The organism is Sinomonas albida (assembly GCF_004919045.1).
Taxonomy (GTDB): Bacteria; Actinomycetota; Actinomycetes; order Actinomycetales; family Micrococcaceae; genus Sinomonas; species Sinomonas albida.
The window spans coordinates 234,706-250,517 of record NZ_SWDW01000002.1; the positions used below are offsets into that span (position 1 = coordinate 234,706).

Consider the following 15,812-nt stretch of genomic DNA (forward strand, 5'->3'; position numbering starts at 1 on the left):
GGACAATCCGTGGCCAGTGTCACACGGTGTTGTTCGCCGCATGGCGCCGTGGCCCGGCTGATAAGCTGGAAGGGCTATGGACGATGACCCACACCGATCCAGTTTCGTCAGTTCTTCCTTTATTTCTACACTCCGTCGAAATGAGCGGCGCGTTCGCCAGCTCCCGCCGTTGTCCATGGCGGTGCCCTTCTAAATGGAGTGGTTGCTTCTCGCGGCGGGAATCGCTCTCGTGTTCGGCACGGGCTTCTTCGTCGCCGTGGAATTCTCCCTCGTCGCCCTCGACCATGCGACGGTCCAGCGCAGCGTCGAGCGCGGGGAGAAGGGCGCCAAGTCGCTCATGCTGTGCCTCACGTCGCTCTCGACCCAGCTTTCGAGCTGCCAGCTCGGCATCACCGTCACCACGCTCCTGACCGGCTTCGTCATGGAGCCCTCCGTCGGGAAGCTCCTCGAGACCCCGCTCTCCGCGCTCGGGCTGCCAGGCGCCCATGCTGTGTCGCTCGTGATCGCCATGGTCATCGCGACCCTCGGCTCGATGCTGCTCGGCGAGCTGGTCCCCAAGAACCTCGCGATCGCCCGCGCGCTCGCGGTGGGGCGCGCCGTCGCCCGCCCCCAGCTCGTGTTCACGGCCCTCTTCAAGCCGGCGATCGTCGTGCTCAACGGCTTCGCCAACAGCGTCCTGCGTCGCATGGGCATCGAGGCCCAGGAGGAGATCTCGGGCGCGCGCTCGCCCGCCGAGCTCGCCTCGCTCGTGCGGCGTTCGGCAGAGCTCGGAACGCTCGACGAGGGGACGGCCCGCTTCGTCTCCCGCACGCTGAGCTTCGCGGAGCGCACCGCGGCGGACGTCATGACCCCGCGCATGCGCGTGACGACCATCGAGGCGACCGAGACCGTGGACGCCATCATCGCTGCCGCGCGTGCCACGGGCCATTCGCGCTTCCCGGTCATCGGCGACTCGCCGGACGACGTGCGGGGGCTCGTGCACGTCAAGAAGGCGGTGGCCGTGCCGGCGAAGAAGCGCGGGAAGATCGAGGCGGGCGCCATCATGACGGACGTGCTCCGCGTCCCCGAGACGATCCACCTCGACGCGCTCATATCGCAGCTGCGCGACGGCAACCTCCAGCTCGCCGTCGTGCTCGACGAGTACGGGGGAACCGCCGGCGTCGTGACCCTCGAGGACCTCGTCGAGGAGATCGTGGGCGAGGTCTCGGACGAACACGACCGCCTCGTCCCGGGCGTTCTCCAGAGCGCCTCCGGAGATTGGTACTTCCCAGGCCTCATGCGCCCCGACGAAGTCTCCGAGCACGTGCCCGGACTCGTGGTCGAGGACAATCCCTCGTATGAGACGGTGGGTGGCTTCGTCATGAGTGTGCTGGGGCGCGTGCCTGTCCAAGGCGACACGATAGGGGTCGACGGCGGCGCCCTCGAAGTGACCCGGATGGATGGCCGGCGCGTGGACCGCCTGCGATTCGCTCCCGAGCGTTCGGCCGTCGAGCCGGCGGAAGGGGTTGACGCGTGATGGGGGACTGGGGCGGAATCGTCTGGCTCGTCATCCTGCTGCTCGGCAACGCGTTCTTCGTCGGCGCCGAGTTTGCGATCATGTCGGCGCGGCGCAGCCAGATCGAACCTCTCGCGGACGCGGGGTCGAGCCGAGCGGCGACCACGTTGCGCGCGATGGAGCACGTCTCGCTCATGCTGGCCTGCGCGCAGCTGGGCATCACCGTGTGCTCGCTCCTGCTTCTCCAGGTCGCAGAGCCTGCCATCCACGATCTCATCGGCGTGCCGCTCACGGCCCTCCGGCTGCCGGTTGAGGTCGGTGACACGGTCGGGTTCGTCGTGGCCCTCGCGCTCGTGACGTTCCTTCACGTTACTTTCGGCGAGATGGTGCCCAAGAACATCTCGGTCTCGGTCGCCGACCGCGCTGCGATCGTCCTGGCACCGGCGCTCGTGGCCGTCTCCAAGGTCGTGCGCCCCGTCATCGTGGCGCTCAACTGGGCGGCGAACGTGGTGCTCCGCCTCCTGCGGGTCGAGCCGAAGGACGAGGTTGCGTCGTCGTTCACGCTCGAGGAGGTCCAGACGATCGTGGAGCTCTCGACCCGCTCGGGCCTTGTCGACGACGAGTCCGGGCTGCTCACGGGCGCCCTCGAATTCTCCGACCAGACGGTCGAATCGATCATGGTCCCGCTCGCCGAGCTCGTGACCCTTTCGACGTCGGCAACCCCGGCGGCGTTCGAGAAGGCCGTGGCCAAGACCGGGTTCTCACGTTTCCCCATGGTCGACGACGACGGCGAGCTCGCCGGCTATCTGCACGTCAAGGACGTCTTGGCGATCCCGGATGCCGCGCGCGAGCGGCCTATCGGCGAGGCGCGCGTCCGTTCGCTCGCGAACATCGCGGCCAACGCGACGGTCGAGGAGGCGCTCACCGATATGCAGAAGAGCGGCCTCCACGTGGCGCGCGTCATGGGACGGGAAGGCGGCACCCGCGGCGTCCTGTTCCTCGAGGACGTCATCGAACAGCTTGTCGGCGAGATCCGCGATGCGACGCAGGCGCGGGCCGGCAGGGGGCGGCGGCTGGGGGAGAGCGCCGACGCCTGACAGCGCCGGTTCCGCGACGGTCGGTCCCCTAAATGGGAATTGTTCCTAAGAACGGTTACAGTGGAGCTGTTGTGAATGCGATGCGTTCGCATTAGCGCCTTCGGGCCACTCTCTGCCGTTCGACGTGAACTGAGGATTCCCCGTGCTCTTGTCCGCTCTCCCCGCCTCCCGGCGGCTTGTGCTCGCCAGCTCGCTCGTGGCCGCTTCGCTCGCGCTCAGCGCGTGCGGTGCCCAGTCCTCCGCGAGCCCGGCGTCCGGCTCCGCCTCCGCCTCCGGCTCCTCCGCCGGCCAGATCGCCGTCGTTGCCTCAACGAACGTGTACGGCGACATCGTCAAGCAGATTGGCGGGGACAAGGTCTCCGTGACCTCGCTCATCTCCAAGTCGAGCCAGGATCCTCATTCCTACGAGGCGACGAGCCAGGACCGCGTGGCCGTGTCGAAGGCCAAGCTCGTGGTCCTCAACGGGGGCGGCTACGACGACTTCATGTCGAAGCTCGCGGACGAGGCCAAGCTCTCTGGTCAGGGGGTCCTCAACGCCGTCGACGCCTCGGGCCTGCGGAGCGGGGCCAGCGCCTCGCCCTCTGCCGAGTTCAACGAGCACATCTGGTACAGCCAGGCAGCCATGAAGAAGGTCGCCGACGCCGTCGCCGAGCGGCTCGGCCAGCTCGACTCCGCGGATGCCCAGAGCTTCAAGGACCGTGCCACCCAGTGGGAGGGCAAGCTCGCGGGCATCACTTCAAAGCTCGATGCGATCAAGGCGGCACACCACGGCGAGGGTGTTGCGATCACGGAGCCCGTTCCCCTCTACATGCTCGAGGCCGCCGGCCTTGAGAACAAGACGCCCGAGGAGTTCAGCGCCGCTTCCGAGGCCGGCAACGACGTCCCGCCGGCCGCGCTCAAGGGCATGCAGGATCTCCTCACGGGGCACGAGGTCAAGCTGCTGGCCTTCAATCCTCAGACGGAGACACAGCAGATCGTGGCCCTCAGGAAGGTCGCGGAGGATGCCAAGCTCCCGGTGGTGGACTTCTACGAGACGATGCCTGAGGGCACCGACTACGTGGCGTGGATGGGCGCGAACGCGGACTCCCTAGCCAAGGCGCTGGGCGGGGCCAGCTGACCCCCTTCGCTCGCCTAGACTTGTCGTCCATGACAGACGACGGCGGAGCGGCTCCCCTCCCTGCCCCGCGCGCTGGCGCGGAGCCAGCCGCTCCCGCCGTCGCCCTCCGGGGAGCCTCGCTCTCGTTCGGGCCCCGCACGCTGTGGGACGGCCTCGACCTCGACATTCGTCCCGGGGAGTTCTTCGCGGTGCTCGGCCCGAACGGGAGTGGCAAGACGAGCTTCCTCAAGGTGCTCCTCGGGCTCCTCCCGCTCACTTCGGGAAGTGCCGAGATCGCGGGGCGACCGGCGGGCACCGCCGGTCGGGAGATCGGATACATCCCCCAGCAGAAGGGCTTCGCGGCGGACGTTCCGCTCAGGGCCCGGGACCTCGTCGGGCTGGGCGTCGACGGCCACCGCTGGGGCGTGCGGCTCTCGCAGCGCGCAGTGAACAAGGAGATCGACAGTCTGATCGCCCGGGTCGGAGCCTCGGACTACGCGAAGGTGCCGGTGGGCCAGCTCTCGGGTGGGGAGCTGCAGCGCCTCCGGGTCGCGCAGGCGGTCGCGGGCAATCCGGCCGTCCTGCTCTGCGACGAGCCGCTCCTCGCGCTCGACCTCAACCATCAGCACGCCGTGAGCTCGCTCATCGACCGCCAGCGCGCGGAGACGGGCGCCGCCGTCGTCTTCGTCACCCACGAGATCAATCCGATCCTCGACTACGTGGACCGCATCCTCTACCTCGCCGAGGGGCGGTTCCGCATGGGGACGCCCGCCGAGGTCATGCGCACCGAGGTGCTCTCCGAGCTGTACGGGAGCCGAGTGGAGGTCAGCAAGATCAACGGCCGCATCGTCGTCGTCGGCCTCCCGGACGCCATGACGCACCTCCACCACGGGCATGCGGTGCCGCAGCTCGACCAGGAGACCGAGGAGGCAGGCGCATGAGCCTCGGGGACCTCTGGAACTCCGTCTTCTCCTTCGACAACTACGGCGAGATTCTGGCACTCGTGCAGAACTCGGTGTGGGCGGGGGCGGTCCTCGGTCTGCTGGGCGGGCTGGTCGGCACGTTCGTGGTCCGCCGGGATCTCGCCTTCGCCGTGCACGGGATCTCCGAGCTGTCGTTCGCGGGGGCGTCGTTTGCGCTGCTCGTTGGGGCGGACGTCGTGACCGGCTCGCTCGTCGGATCGATTGCCGCGGCCCTCACGATCGGTTTCATGGGCGGGCGGGCCCGGAGCAAGAACTCGATCATCGGCGTGCTCATGCCGTTCGGCCTCGGGCTCGGGATCCTGTTCCTCTCCCTCTACCAGGGCCGTTCTGCCAACAAGTTCGGGCTCCTGACGGGGCAGATCGTTGCCGTCGACACCGTCCAGCTCCAGGTTCTCGCGGGCGCGGCCGTCGCGGTCATTGCCGTGCTCGTGCTCGTGTGGCGCCCGCTCGGCTTCGCGAGCGTGGACCCCGAGATGGCGCGGGCTCGTGGGGTCCCGGTCCGTTTCCTCGGGATCCTGTTCATGGCACTGCTCGGCGTGAGCGTGGCCCTCTCGATCCAGGTCGTCGGCGCGCTGCTCGTGCTCGCGCTGCTCATCACCCCCGCCGCGGCCGCCCAGAAGGTCACCGCCGCACCCGTGCCCGCGGTGGTGCTGAGCGTCGTCTTCGCCGTCGTTGCGACCGTGGGCGGCATCATGCTCTCGCTCGGCGGGCGCATCCCGATCAGCCCTTACGTCACCACGCTGTCCTTCCTGATCTACGCCGTGTGCGCCGCCATCGCGGGCGCTCGACGGCGCTGGGGGAGCTATGGGCGCGTGCTGCGGCCAGCCGCTCGCGAACGGACGCTCACCCGTTCGTGAGCAGCGCCGTCGTCCGGTAGGGGATGACCGTGCGGAGGATCATGCGTGTGGAGGTCCGCGTGATCCCGGGGCACAGCCGGATCTCCTCCGAGACGTGGTAGAGGTCGTCGGGACTCGTGGCCACGACACGGATCAGCAGATCGGTGTCGCCCGCCGGAGCGAGGCATTCGAGTACCTCTGGGATCTCGCGGAGCGCGGCGATGGCCTCGTTGAGTCGGCTCTGGTCGAGTTCGGCGGCGACCTCGGCGGACACTCCGCGCCCCAGGGCCATCGCGTCCACGCGGTTGCTGTGCGGGCGGAGCGCGCCGCTCGCCGTCATGCGTTCGAGACGTGACTGCACCGTGCCCCGCGCGAGCTGGAGGCGCTGCGCGAGCACCATGACAGGCATGCGCGGATCTTCGTCGAGCGCGAGGAGGATCCGACGGTCGGTGGCGTCGAGTTGCTGCAATCTGATCACTTCTCCCCTGGATTGAAGCGTCGGTCTATTCAGATCGACCAGTGTAGCCGGAGAGTGTTGCGCGATGTGCGTGGAGATTGCTGAAATGTTGGCAGTCCACCCGAAGGCCCACCGGCCCGACGGCGGAGGCTGCCGGCCCGAGGCACACCACCCGAGTGACCGGACATGGGCACCCACCGGCCCTGCCTCCTGTTCACGCGTTCCTGCACGTTCTTGTTCACACTCCGTGTTTGGTCCACCGCGCGGTCCACTTGGCCGCGCGACGAAGGCCCCCATCCATCGCGCACCGCGGTGGGAGGGGGCCTTCGTCGTTGAAAACACCTAGTTGAAAACACCTAGGTCGCAGGCTCGGCTCACGTATGGCGCACCGGCGCCCTAGCGGTTTCCGGTCTCGCCCCAGTGCTCTCCGGCACGCGTCGGGCGGGTTCTCGTCACCGTGGCACTTCGGTGCGAGCCTCCGCGGCGACCGCTGCGGAGCATTCGGGACACAGCCCGAAGATCTCAACCGTGTGCTCCACCTGCGTATAGCCGTGCTCATTGGCGATGCGGTTCGCCCAGGCCTCGACTGCGGGGGCTTCGATCTCCACTGCCTTGCCGCAGCGGCGGCACACGAGGTGGTGGTGATGCCCGTGGGCCTCGCAGCGCCGGTAGCGAGCCTCGCCGTCGTCCGCTCGTAGCACGTCGAGCAGGCCGTCTTCGGCCATCGCCTGGACGATCCGGTAGGTCGTGGCGAGCGAGACTGACGCACCGCGATCCTGAAGGATTCGGTGCAATTCCTGGGTGGAGACGAAGTCGGCGAGGTCGTCGAGGGCCTCGCTCACGGCGACCTTCTGCTTCGTGACGCGCTGCTCGCGTCCGCCGGTCGCGCTGTTGCCGCCCGTCGCCGTCGTCCCGGTCACTGCTTCCTCCAACCCGGGCGGCCCCGCGCCGTCCGATTAGTCCCGATCTGCCCGCCCTCCGTGAGGGAAACGCGGCCCGCCCGCAGATATTCCAGCCTAACAAGCCTGCCTAGACTGACCGCATGAGGCTCACCAAGTACACCCATGCATGCGTGCGGCTCGAGAAGCCCGCGCACGGTTCCACCGCGGCAGCAGACGACGGCGGTGCGCGCCGCGTGCTCGTCATCGACCCGGGGAACCTCTCCGAGGTCGAGGAGGCGCTCGATGGCGCCGAGGCGTTCCTCGTCACCCACGAGCACGCCGACCACGTGGACATCGACCGCGCGGCCGCGGCGCTCGAGGCCAATCCGTCGCTCGAGGCGTGGGCCCCCGAACCGGTCGCCGTCCAGCTCCGCGCTGCTGCGCCGTCGGCGGCCCCGCGGGTCCACCGGGCCGAGCCGAACACCGAGTTCGACGCTGCAGGCTTCCACATTCAGACGTTCGGGAGCCAGCACGCCCTCATCCACCCGCTCGTCCCCGTGGTCGCCAACATCGGCTACCTCGTGGACGGCGAAGTGTTCCACCCCGGGGATTCGTTCACCGTCCCGCACGGGCTCGAGGTCGGGACGCTCCTCGTGCCCATCCACGCGCCGTGGAACAAGATCGGCGAGGTGCTGGACTTCATCATTGCCGTCCGCGCGCGCCGGGCGTTTCCGGTCCACAACGCGCTGCTCAACTCGCTCGGGACGGGACTCGTCGAGGGCCACGCGAAGCGGATCGGGCAGATCTACGGAACCGAGTACACGCACCTCGAGCCGGGGGACTCGGTCGAGCTCTGAAGCGGATTAGGCTCGGCCGGGCCAGAGGCCGGTCGCGAAGAACTCCTCGAGGACTCGCGTGTGGGGCCTGGGGTCGAGGCCGTTCGCGGCGAGCCACGCGTCACTGCCGTACGAGTTTGCGTAGCGGCCGCCGCCGTCGCACATGAGGGTCACGACGCTCCCACTCTCGCCGCCCGCGATCATCTCGGCGATGAGCTGCCACACGCCCCACAGGTTGGTGCCAGTCGACGGGCCGGCGTCGAAGCCGAAGCGCTCCTTGAGGTGACGCATCGCCGCGATGGATGCGCCGTCCGGGACGGGCACCATGCGGTCCACGATCGCTGGGTTGAAGCTGGGTTCGAGCCGCGGACGTCCGATTCCCTCGATGCGGGATGCCTCGCCGTCGGCCGCTTCTCCCGTCTCCCAGCTCGGGTAGAACGCGGACCGCTCCGGATCCACCACGGCGAGGCGGGTCGCGAAGCGGCGGTAGCGCACATAGCGGCCGATCGTCGTGCTCGTGCCGCCCGTTCCCGCGCCGACCACGACCCAGCGCGGAACTGGATGCCGCTCGACCTCGAGTTGCGCGAAGATCGTCTCCGCGATGTTGTTGTTGCCACGCCAGTCCGTGGCCCGCTCGGCGTACGTGAACTGGTCGAGGTAGTGGCCCCCGCACTCGGCGGCGAGGCGCGCGGCCTCGCCGTAGACCTCGCCGGCAGCGTCTACGAAATGGCACCGGCCGCCGTAGGACTCGATGAGCGAGATCTTCTCCTGGCTGGTCCCTCGGGTCATGACGGCGACGAACGGCACGCCGATGAGGCGGGCGAAGTAGGCCTCCGACACTGCCGTGCTGCCGCTCGAGGCCTCGACCACCACCGTGCCTTCGCGGATCCAGCCGTTGACGAGGCCGAACAGGAAGAGCGATCGCGCGAGGCGGTGCTTGAGGCTCCCGGTGCGATGCGTCGATTCGTCCTTGAGGTAGAGGTCGACGCCCCACGAGGCGGGCAGCGGGACGGCGTGCAGGTGTGTGTCCGCGCTGCGCCGCGCGTCCGCCTCGAGGCGGCGGATGGCCTCGTCCGCCCAGGCCCGCGCCGTCCCGCGCGGATCCCGGAGCGGCGGAAGGGGCGGGGTCTCGGCGGCGCGGCCGGTGGTCCGGTGAGGTTCCATCGAGCCAGCGTACGACGGCGCCCCACGCTCGGGCGCGCTGCGTCGCCGCGCGGACCGGGGTTGCCGCGCGGACTAGTGTTGAAGGGACGCGAACGGCACGAGGTGGCGGGACTGCGTCTCCAGGAGCGGGGCGGAGTCTCTGAGGGAGGAGTGGCCATGGGCACGCAGCGGGTGCTGATCTCCGCGCAGGAGCTCAAGCGGAGGCTCGACGAGGGCGAGTCCGCCGTGATTCTCGACGTCCGGTGGGCGCTCGGCGGCCCGGATGGCCGCGAGGCCTACTCTGAGGCCCATATCCCTGGAGCCGTCTTCGCGGACCTTGCGCGCGAGCTGGCCGTGCCGGTCGAGTCGGGCAGCGCCGAGGAGGCGGCGGGTGGCCGCCACCCGCTCCCGTCGCGCGAACAGTTCGAGGAGTCGGCCCGCCGATGGGGGATCGACGACGGTGATTCCGTGGTGGTCTACGACGATTCCTTCGGGCAGGCCGCGGCCCGGGCGTGGTGGATGCTGCGCGACGCCGGGCTCACTGACGTGTGGATCCTCGACGGGGGCCTCGCGGCGTGGCGGCGTGGCGATTACCCGCTCGAGAGCGGAACCCGCGAGGTGGCGCCGGGCCGGGTGCGCCTCGGAGCCCGCGCCCTCGCGACGATCGACGCGGACGAGGCCGCGCAGTATCCCGGCGTGCTGCTCGACGCCCGGGCCGGGGAGCGCTACCGCGGCGAGGTCGAGCCGGTCGATCCCAGGGCAGGCCACATCCCGGGCGCCGTGAGCGCCCCGACGTCCGGCAACCTGGCCGACGACGGCGCGTTCCTCCCCGCGGAGGAGCTCCGCCGGCGTTTCGCCGCCCTCGGCGTCGAGGCCGGGCGCCCCGTCGCGGTCTACTGCGGTTCGGGGGTAACCGCGGCGCACGACGTCGCCGCCCTCGCCATCGCAGGGATCGACGCGGCGCTCTACCCGGGCTCCTTCTCGCAATGGTCGAGGGACCCCTCGCGGCCGGTCGCGGTCGGTCCGGAGCCGCGCGGGGAGCGCTCGCGCGAGGCGGACGCGTCTGGGATGAGCTCGGCAGATGGGATAGCGTCGGAAGCATGAGTCCTGGACGCCCGGTCTTGCCCGGAGCGGACAAGGTGCGGCGCACGTTGACCGATGAAGCCAGCGTCCCGCCGTCGTCCGCTCCGACCCGAGAAGCCTCCACAGCCCCGAACGGCACCGACGTTGCGGCGTGCGGCGCGACGTCGGCGACCAGCGGGCTCGTGCCGCTCGTCATCCACCGCCGCGATCCCAAGCCGGACGACGTCGAGATCGACATCGAGTTCTGCGGGCTCTGCCACTCCGACGTGCACGCGACGCGCGGGGAGTGGGGCGAGCGGCCTTGGCCGCTCGTGCCGGGCCACGAGATCGTGGGCCGCGTGAGCCGCGTCGGCGTCGATGTCCTGGGCTTCGCCGTGGGGGACAGGGTGGGAGTCGGCTGCATGGTCGATTCGTGCCGCGAGTGCGAGAACTGCCTCGACGGCGTCGAGCAGTACTGCGAGCGGGGCATGGTCGGCACGTATGGCGCCGCGGATCCCCGCAACGGCGGCGAATTAACCCAGGGCGGCTATTCGCAGCGCATCGTCGTCACCGAGAAGTTTGTGCTTCGCATCCCCGAGGCACTCGACCCCGCGGCGGCCGCGCCGCTCCTGTGCGCAGGGATCACCACGTACTCGCCACTGCGCTACTTCGGCGTCGAGCCGGGGGAGCGCGTCGGCGTCGTGGGCCTGGGCGGACTGGGCCATATGGCGGTCAGGCTCGCGAAGGCGATGGGTGCCGAGGTCACGGTGTTCACCCGTTCCGACGCGAAGTCCGGCGCCGCCCGCGAGCTCGGCGCCGACGCCGTGATCGTCACGAGCGATCCCGAGCAGCTCGCGGCGGCGCGCCGCACGCTCGACCTCGTCATCGATACGGTGGCCGCCCCGCACGACGTGAACGACTATCTGCGGACGCTGCGTCTCGACGGCGCCCTCTTCCAGCTGAGCCTGCCCTCGGGCCAGATGGCGCCCGTGGATCCCGGGCTCCTCATCCGGCGTCGGCTCACATACGCCGGCTCGCTCATCGGGGGCATCGCCGAGACCCAGGAGATGCTGGACTTCTGCGCCGAGCACGGCGTGGTCTCGGACATCGAACTCGTGGCCGCGGACGGCCTCAACGAGGCGTACGACCGTATGGTGGCCGGAGACGTCAAATACCGCTTCGTCCTCGATACCGCGACGCTCGCGGCGGGGACCGGCTCGGCGCAGGCCGGGGAGGGACAGGCATGAGCACCATCTTCACGAAGATCATCGATGGCGAGATTCCCGGACGGTTCGTCTGGAAGGACCAGGACGTGGTCGCGTTCCTGAGCATCGGTCCGCTCGCAGACGGCCACACGCTCGTAGTGCCGCGCGAGGAGGTCGACCGCTGGACGGACGCCACGCCCGAGCTGCTCGCGAAGGTGATGAACGTCGCGCAGGCCGTCGGTCAGGCGCAGGTCGAGGCGTTCGGCGTCGAACGATCCGGCGTCATCATCGCCGGCTTCGAGGTGCACCACCTCCACGTGCACGTGTGGCCGGCGAGCTCGGAGGCAGAGTTCAACTTCCAGCGTGCACAGCACAACCCGGACCCGGCGACGATGGAGGCCGCCGCGGAGAAGATCCGGCAGGCCCTCCGCGACGCCGGGCACGCGGAGTTCGTGCCCGAGAGCTGAGGGGCCGCCGAGGTCGGGCCGGGTGGCGCCGAGGTCGGGCTTACGCCGGCGCGAGCGCCTCGTTGAGGGCCTGCCGCACCCGTTTCTCGGAGACCTTCCCGGCTGTCCCGAGCTCGACTGCGAAGAGGCTCACGCGCAGTTCCTCGATCATCCAGCGGACGGACTCGAGCTTCGCGGCGTTCCGCCCCGTCGGGGCGAGTGCCGCGGCGGCGTCGTCGTAGTCGTCCTCGAGCGCTTGCACGGCAGCCATCGCCACCGCGTCGCGCTGGACGTGGGCCGGCATCTTCTCGAGGCGTCGCTCGATCGCGCGGAGATAGCGGGGAAGATGCGCGAGCTGGGCGTAGCCCGTTCGTGCTACAAAACCGGGGTAGACGAGCTGCTCGAGCTGGGCCTTGACGTCGTTGAGCCCGCTCACGAGCGCGAGGCTCGTGGTGCCCTTGAGCTGCTTCCCGATGCGCAGGGACGCTGCCAGGACCGGCTCGACGATGGCGGTGACCACGAAGACTGTGTCGATGAGCTCGGCACGGACCTCGTCGTACAGAGCGTCGAACGCTGCCCGGTCCCACGGGAGCTGCCCTGGCACGAGCTTGTCGATCGCGGCGAGGACGCAGTCCGCGATGAGCTCGGGGACGCTCCCGTGGGGGTTCTGGCTGAACGTGAGCTTCTCGCGATTGTTGAGGTGCTCGAGCACGTAGCGGTCCGGCGGCGGGATGCGCAGGGCGAGGAGCCGGATGACGCCGCCGCGGTGCGCCCGCAGCTGATCGTCGGCGCTCTGGAACACCCGAAGGCCCACCGTTCCGCGCGCGCCCTGCTGGCCCTTCGCGCCGCGGCCCTCGTCGACGAGCGCTGGGTAGCCCGTCACCGTGTGCCCCGCGACGACGGTGCTCACGGTCCGTTCGATGGTCCCCACGGTCCAGTCTGCCAACCCCGAGCGTTCTGCCAGCCCCGAGCTCTCGGCCAGCCGCGCACCCGTGGCGCGCTCCGCCGTCGTGCCTTGGGCTGACGACGGCGCCCCCTCGCCCCGGCGGGCGGACGACGGCGCGCGCTCGCCCCGGCGGGGCGACGGCGACGCGGTCTTGGGGGTCGCTCCGAGGGACTCGGCGATCGCGTGTCGCGTCGCCGGGGCGAGCTCCTCCTGGAGCGCGGCCAGGTCCTTGCCGGACCCGAGGACCTTCCCCTGCGCATCGACCACATTGAAGGACATCTTCAGATGGGCGGGGACGGCGTCCCAGTTCCACGAGCCGGGCGGGACGATCTGGCCCTTGAGCCGGCGAAGCACGAGCTCGAGAGACGGCTCGAGGTCGTCGCGCTGGGGGTCGAAGTCGGCCGCGAGGGCCGCGACGGCCTGCCGGGCGACGTCCGGCGCGGGCACGAAGTTCTTCCGGACCTGCTTCGGGAGGGACTTGATGAGCGCCGCGACGAGATCGGCTCGCTGGCCGGGAATCTGCCACCGGAACGGCTCGGGGTCGAGCTGGTTGAGGAACAGGACCGGGATCTCGGCGGTGACGCCGTCGGTCGGGTCCGGTGTGCCGCCGGGCGCGACCGGGTGGAACTCGTAGCTGAGCGGCAGCTCGAACGAGCCCTGCCGCCACACGGTCGGGTAGGCGGCGTCGTCGAGACCGCCGGCCTTCTCGCTCAGGAGCAAGGCCCGGTCGAAGTCGAGGAGGTGGCCGTCGGCCAGCCGCGCCTTCTTCCACCACGAGTCGAAGTGCCGCTCCGAGACCACGGAGGCGGGGATCCGCGAGTCGTAGAAGTCGAACAGGGCCTCGTCGTCGACGCGGAGGCCGCGCTGGCGTGTGCGCGCTTCGAGCTCGTCGACCTCCTCGAGCAGCGCCCGGTTGCGCGTGAAGAACGTGTGGTGCGTCCGCCAGTCGCCCTCGACGAGCGCGTGCCGAATGAACAGCTCGCGGGCGAGGGCCGGGTCGACACGCCCGTAGTTGATCCTCCGCTGGGGGACCACGGGCACCCCGTAGAGCGTGACCTTCTCATACGCCATGACCGAGCCCATGCGCTTCGACCAGTGGGGCTCCGAGTACGAGCGCTTCACGAGGTGTGGGGCCACGAGCTCCGCCCACTCGGGGTCGATCTTCGCGGCGGTCCTCGCCCACAGGCGGCTCGTCTCGACGAGCTCGGCCGCCATGACGTACGTGGGGCTCTTCTTGAACAGCGCCGAGCCCGGGAAGATCGCGAAGCGGGTCCCCCGCGCGCCCGCGTACTCGCGCTTGCGCTCGTCGAGGAGCCCGATGTGGCTCAGGAGGCCCGCGAGGAGGGACTGGTGCACGGCGTCGTGCTTGCCCGCCGGATCAGTCTCGCGGCCCTGGCCAAGGCTGATGCCGAGGGGACGCGCGAGCTGCCGCAGCTGCTGGAAGAGCTCCTGCCACTCGCGCACGCGGAGGTAGTTGATGAACTCGGCCTTGCAGAGCCGGCGGAACGCCGAGGACGACAGCTCGCGCTGCTGCTCCTGGAGGTAGTTCCAGAGGTTGAGGTAGGCGGAGAAGTCCGAGTTCTCGTCCTTGAAGCGCGCGTGCTTCTCATCGGCCTGCTGTCGCTTCTCCGTGGGCCGCTCGCGCGGGTCCTGGATGGTGAGTGCCGCGGCGAGCACCATGACTTCGCGCGCGCAGTCGCGGCGCGAAGCCTCGACGATCATGCGCCCCAGACGCGGATCGACGGGGAGCTGGGCGAGCTGGTGGCCGACGGCGGTGAGCCCGCCGGCCTGCCCCTTCCCACCGGCGCCGCGCGCGCCTGGGCGACGGCCGCCGTCGTTCGCGTCAGCACCGCCGTCGTGATGGTGCTGGCCGCCTCGCGAACCGCTTCCCTGGCCGTCCGCCAAGGCGCCGAGCTCGCGGAGGAGGGTCACGCCGTCGTTGATCGCGCGGCTCTCGGGCGGCTCGACGAACGGGAACGCCTCGACGTCCTTCGGCCCGCGGGCGATGCCCATGGCCGTCATCTGGAGGATGACCGCCGCGAGGTTCGTGCGGAGGATCTCCGGGTCCGTGAACTCGGGGCGGGAGAGGTAGTCCTCCTCGGAGTACAGGCGGATGCAGATGCCGTCCGAGACGCGGCCGCAACGGCCCGCGCGCTGGTTGGCGGAGGCCTGCGAGACGCGCTCGATCGGCAGCCGCTGGACCTTCGTCCGATGCGAATAGCGGGAGATGCGCGCCGTTCCCGTGTCGATGACGTATTTGATGCCCGGCACGGTGAGCGACGTCTCGGCGACGTTGGTCGCGAGCACGATCCGGCGCCGTCCGCCCGGGGTGAAAACGCGGTGCTGCTCGGCGAGCGAAAGGCGTGCGAACAGCGGAAGGATCTCCGCGTTGGCGAGCACGCGGTTCCGCTGGATGCGCGCGGCGAGCGCGTCCGCGGCGTCGCGGATCTCGCGCTCGCCGGAGAAGAAGATGAGGATGTCGCCCGGGTCTTCGCGCGAGAGCTCGTCGACGGCGTCGCACACCGCGTCGAGCGGGTCGCGGTCGTCCTCGAGCGCGTCGTCGGAGCGGGCGACGGCGGCCTCGTCGTCGTCAGTGTCGCTCGCCTCCGCGACGAGCGGGCGGTAGCGGATCTCGACCGGGAAAGTGCGGCCGGAGACCTCGAGGACTGGCGCGGGCTCCGCCGTGCCATCCGGGAGCTCGCGCGCGAAGTGCCGCGCGAAGCGCTCGGGATCGATCGTCGCCGACGTGATGATGACCTTGAGGTCCGGGCGCTGGGGGAGGACTCGCTTGAGGTAGCCGAGGATGAAGTCGATGTTGAGGCTTCGCTCGTGGGCCTCGTCGATGATGATCGTCGAGTAGCGCCGGAGGAGGCGGTCTCGCTGGATCTCGGCCAGCAGGATGCCGTCGGTCATGAGCTTGACCTTGGTCTGCGGGCCGACCTCGCCCGTGAACCGGACCTGGAAGCCGACCTCCTGGCCCAGCTCGACGCCGAGCTCCTCCGCGATGCGCTCGGCAACCGTCCGGGCCGCGAGCCTTCGCGGCTGGGTGTGGCCGATGAGCCCCTTGTCCCCGAGGCCCAGCTCGAGGCACATCTTGGGAATCTGCGTGGTCTTCCCCGAGCCGGTCTCGCCCGCGATGATCGTCACCTGATTCGCGGCGATGGCTTCCATGAGCTCGTCGCGCCGCTCGGAGACCGGGAGGGCGCTGGGGTACGTGATCGTCAGGGACATGGCTGATCCAGTCTAGTGGCGCGGGGAAAGAGGTTGGGCGGCCCAACACCCGACCGCGTGCTGCGGACGAGTCCTGTCCGCTGAGCGACCTAGTCTCG

General features: G+C 70.0%; 13 protein-coding genes. 9 read left to right on the plus strand and 4 right to left on the minus strand.

The genetic code is table 11. The features are described 5' to 3' along the window. The first annotated feature begins 193 nt into the window (after positions 1–193). The 5 genes from E6A26_RS02905 (at position 194) to E6A26_RS02925 (ending at position 5,528) form a co-directional block, all read left to right on the plus strand. A complete protein-coding gene (locus tag E6A26_RS02905; RefSeq protein WP_136609685.1) occupies positions 194–1,516 on the plus strand; it encodes a hemolysin family protein in 1,323 nt (440 codons plus the stop codon). Then, a complete protein-coding gene (locus E6A26_RS02910; protein ID WP_136609797.1) occupies positions 1,516–2,592 on the plus strand; it encodes a hemolysin family protein in 1,077 nt (358 codons plus the stop codon). Before E6A26_RS02905 ends, E6A26_RS02910 begins: the two co-directional genes overlap by 1 nt. A 142-nt stretch (positions 2,593–2,734) precedes the next feature. Further along, positions 2,735–3,709 (plus strand): metal ABC transporter solute-binding protein, Zn/Mn family, encoded by a 975-nt coding sequence (locus E6A26_RS02915; protein WP_234864942.1) that lies wholly within the window; start codon positions 2,735–2,737, stop codon positions 3,707–3,709. Between the two features lie 29 nt (positions 3,710–3,738). Next, positions 3,739–4,629, plus strand: coding sequence for a metal ABC transporter ATP-binding protein (locus E6A26_RS02920; RefSeq protein WP_136609686.1), 891 nt, complete (start codon positions 3,739–3,741; stop codon positions 4,627–4,629). Continuing rightward, positions 4,626–5,528, plus strand: a complete 903-nt coding sequence (locus tag E6A26_RS02925) for a metal ABC transporter permease (RefSeq protein ID WP_136609687.1) — start codon at positions 4,626–4,628, stop codon at positions 5,526–5,528. The genes E6A26_RS02920 and E6A26_RS02925 overlap by 4 nt, the downstream gene beginning before the upstream one ends. On the opposite strand, the gene E6A26_RS02930 is transcribed toward E6A26_RS02925, so the two are convergent. Both E6A26_RS02930 and E6A26_RS02935 read right to left on the minus strand, forming a co-directional pair. Then, a complete protein-coding gene (locus E6A26_RS02930; RefSeq protein WP_211128933.1) occupies positions 5,515–5,976 on the minus strand; it encodes an Lrp/AsnC family transcriptional regulator in 462 nt (153 codons plus the stop codon). The genes E6A26_RS02925 and E6A26_RS02930 overlap by 14 nt on opposite strands. A 440-nt stretch (positions 5,977–6,416) precedes the next feature. Then, complete coding sequence (locus E6A26_RS02935) at positions 6,417–6,884, minus strand: Fur family transcriptional regulator (protein WP_211128912.1); 468 nt, start codon at positions 6,882–6,884, stop codon at positions 6,417–6,419. Positions 6,885–7,006: 122 nt separating this feature from the next. Between E6A26_RS02935 and E6A26_RS02940 the strand changes: the two genes are divergently transcribed. Continuing rightward, entirely contained in the window at positions 7,007–7,702 is a 696-nt protein-coding gene (locus E6A26_RS02940; protein WP_136609690.1) for an MBL fold metallo-hydrolase, read from the plus strand. A 6-nt stretch (positions 7,703–7,708) separates the two neighbouring features. Here the strand turns inward: E6A26_RS02940 and cds1 are convergent, their stop codons facing one another. Next, on the minus strand, positions 7,709–8,845 hold the full coding sequence (gene cds1, locus E6A26_RS02945) for an L-cysteine desulfhydrase Cds1 (RefSeq protein ID WP_136609691.1): 1,137 nt from the start codon (positions 8,843–8,845) through the stop codon (positions 7,709–7,711). A gap of 156 nt (positions 8,846–9,001) precedes the next feature. On the opposite strand from cds1, the gene E6A26_RS02950 reads away from it, so the two are divergent. From E6A26_RS02950 to E6A26_RS02960, 3 genes are read left to right on the plus strand one after another with little or no spacing between them, the layout of a single operon-like run. Next, positions 9,002–9,928: a sulfurtransferase gene (locus E6A26_RS02950; RefSeq protein ID WP_136609692.1), complete on the plus strand. Its 927-nt coding sequence runs from the start codon at positions 9,002–9,004 to the stop codon at positions 9,926–9,928. Beyond that, complete coding sequence (locus E6A26_RS02955) at positions 9,925–11,133, plus strand: NAD(P)-dependent alcohol dehydrogenase (RefSeq protein WP_136609693.1); 1,209 nt, start codon at positions 9,925–9,927, stop codon at positions 11,131–11,133. Before E6A26_RS02950 ends, E6A26_RS02955 begins: the two co-directional genes overlap by 4 nt. Then, a complete protein-coding gene (locus tag E6A26_RS02960) occupies positions 11,130–11,558 on the plus strand; it encodes an HIT family protein (protein WP_136609694.1) in 429 nt (142 codons plus the stop codon). Before E6A26_RS02955 ends, E6A26_RS02960 begins: the two co-directional genes overlap by 4 nt. Before the next feature lie 40 nt (positions 11,559–11,598). On the opposite strand, the gene hrpA is transcribed toward E6A26_RS02960, so the two are convergent. Next, positions 11,599–15,714, minus strand: a complete 4,116-nt coding sequence (gene hrpA, locus E6A26_RS02965) for an ATP-dependent RNA helicase HrpA (RefSeq protein WP_136609695.1) — start codon at positions 15,712–15,714, stop codon at positions 11,599–11,601. Between the last annotated feature and the right edge of the window lie 98 nt (positions 15,715–15,812).

Excerpts from the sequence above, each read along its gene's own strand:
- E6A26_RS02920 (WP_136609686.1), top strand. The coding sequence starts at position 3,739 with ATGACAGACGACGGCGGAGCGGCTCCCCTCCCTGCCCCGCGCGCTGGC.
- E6A26_RS02955 (WP_136609693.1), top strand. The coding sequence starts at position 9,925 with ATGAGTCCTGGACGCCCGGTCTTGCCCGGAGCGGACAAGGTGCGGCGC.
- E6A26_RS02925 (WP_136609687.1), top strand. The coding sequence starts at position 4,626 with ATGAGCCTCGGGGACCTCTGGAACTCCGTCTTCTCCTTCGACAACTAC.
- E6A26_RS02910 (WP_136609797.1), top strand. The coding sequence starts at position 1,516 with ATGGGGGACTGGGGCGGAATCGTCTGGCTCGTCATCCTGCTGCTCGGC.
- E6A26_RS02905 (WP_136609685.1), top strand. The coding sequence starts at position 194 with ATGGAGTGGTTGCTTCTCGCGGCGGGAATCGCTCTCGTGTTCGGCACG.
- E6A26_RS02940 (WP_136609690.1), top strand. The coding sequence starts at position 7,007 with ATGAGGCTCACCAAGTACACCCATGCATGCGTGCGGCTCGAGAAGCCC.
- E6A26_RS02950 (WP_136609692.1), top strand. The coding sequence starts at position 9,002 with ATGGGCACGCAGCGGGTGCTGATCTCCGCGCAGGAGCTCAAGCGGAGG.
- cds1 (WP_136609691.1), bottom strand. The coding sequence starts at position 8,845 with ATGGAACCTCACCGGACCACCGGCCGCGCCGCCGAGACCCCGCCCCTT.
- hrpA (WP_136609695.1), bottom strand. The coding sequence starts at position 15,714 with ATGTCCCTGACGATCACGTACCCCAGCGCCCTCCCGGTCTCCGAGCGG.
- E6A26_RS02960 (WP_136609694.1), top strand. The coding sequence starts at position 11,130 with ATGAGCACCATCTTCACGAAGATCATCGATGGCGAGATTCCCGGACGG.